Annotated in this window: 1 protein-coding gene; it reads right to left on the bottom strand. The window is 70.0% G+C overall.

Annotation, left to right across the window (positions count from 1 at the left end; genetic code table 11):
* A partial coding sequence (locus ACFYZZ_RS45385) for a condensation domain-containing protein (RefSeq protein WP_389189976.1) occupies positions 1-1256 on the bottom strand: 1256 nt, incomplete at its 3' end.
* Positions 1257-1283 lie beyond the last annotated feature (27 nt).

Genomic DNA, 1283 nt, shown 5'->3' with positions numbered 1-1283 from the left:
CCGGTGCCCATGCGGCCGAGGTAGTTGAAGGCGATCTGCGGACTGCCGTAGGAGGCGAGCTCGGGCACGGTCTTGGGGTTGAGGTAACGGAGCAGACCGTAGCCCAGACCGTTGTCGGGGATGCGCCGCAACTGCTCCTTGACCCGCTTCACCACCCCGCCGACCGCAGGATCCCCCGACACCAGGGCATCCCAGGCCACCGCGCCGGGTTCGAGGCGGACGGGATGCACGCTGGTGAACCAGCCGACCGTACGGGAGAGATCCGCACCCGCCAGTTCCTCACGACCGTGGCCCTCGAGATCCACCAGGACACCCGGCGCATCCACCCCACGCAGCTCACGCCAGCGCGACACCGCCAGAGCCAGACCCGCCAGCAGCACGTCATTGACCTTGCCGTGGAACGCAGCCGGCACACTCGTCAGCAACGCCTCCGTCACCCCCACCGGCAGAGAGACGGTGGTGTGCCCGGCGTGCTCGGTAGTGTCCCGGGCAGGGTCGAGGGCGCGGGTGCCGAGCGGCACGTCGCTGCTCATGAGAATGTCGGCCCACAGGGCCAGTTCGTCTGCGCGCTCGGGCTTGGCAGCCTCCTCCGCGAGCATGCGCGCCCAGGTACGAAAGCTCGTCCCCACAGGCTCCAGCTCCACCGGCCGGCCGGCCGTCACCGCCGACCACGCCACCGCAAGATCAGGCAGCAGAATCCGCCACGACACACCGTCCACGGCCAAGTGGTGCACGACCAGCAGCAACCGGCCCGGCACCGCACGGCCCCGATCCAGCCACACAACCTGCAGCATCCGCCCCTCAGCAGGAGCAAGACGCTCCCTCGCCGCGGCCGCCTGCCCGGCGGTCAGCTCATCCAGAGCGGCATCATCCAGGCCCGCCGCGTCGACCCGCATCACACACGCGTCAACAGCCACCGAACCCGGAGCCCCCACCTCCAAACTCCACTCACCCGCATCGTCGACAGCCAACCGCAGGCGCAGCGCGTCATGGTGATCCACCACAGCCCGCACCGCACCGGTCAGCGACTCCACCGACAGATCCGCCGGGACCTGCACCACCACCGACTGATGGAAACCATCGACAGGACCTTCGCCTGCCTTCAGCCAGGCGATGATCGGCGTCAGGGCCACGCCGCCCACTCCCGCACCGGCCGCTTCAGCGGACCCGGCAGCAGCATCGTCCTCGGCGTCGCGGGCGAGGGTGGCCAGGGATCCGGGCGTCTGATGGGAGAACACCTCGCGCGGGGTGAACACCAGACCCGCCCGACGTGCCCGCGACAC

Source organism: Streptomyces sp. NPDC001816 (genome assembly GCF_042892235.1).
GTDB lineage: Bacteria > Actinomycetota > Actinomycetes > Streptomycetales > Streptomycetaceae > Streptomyces.
Note: the sequence above shows the minus strand (reverse complement) of the source record. Positions and strands in the feature narration are given on the sequence as shown.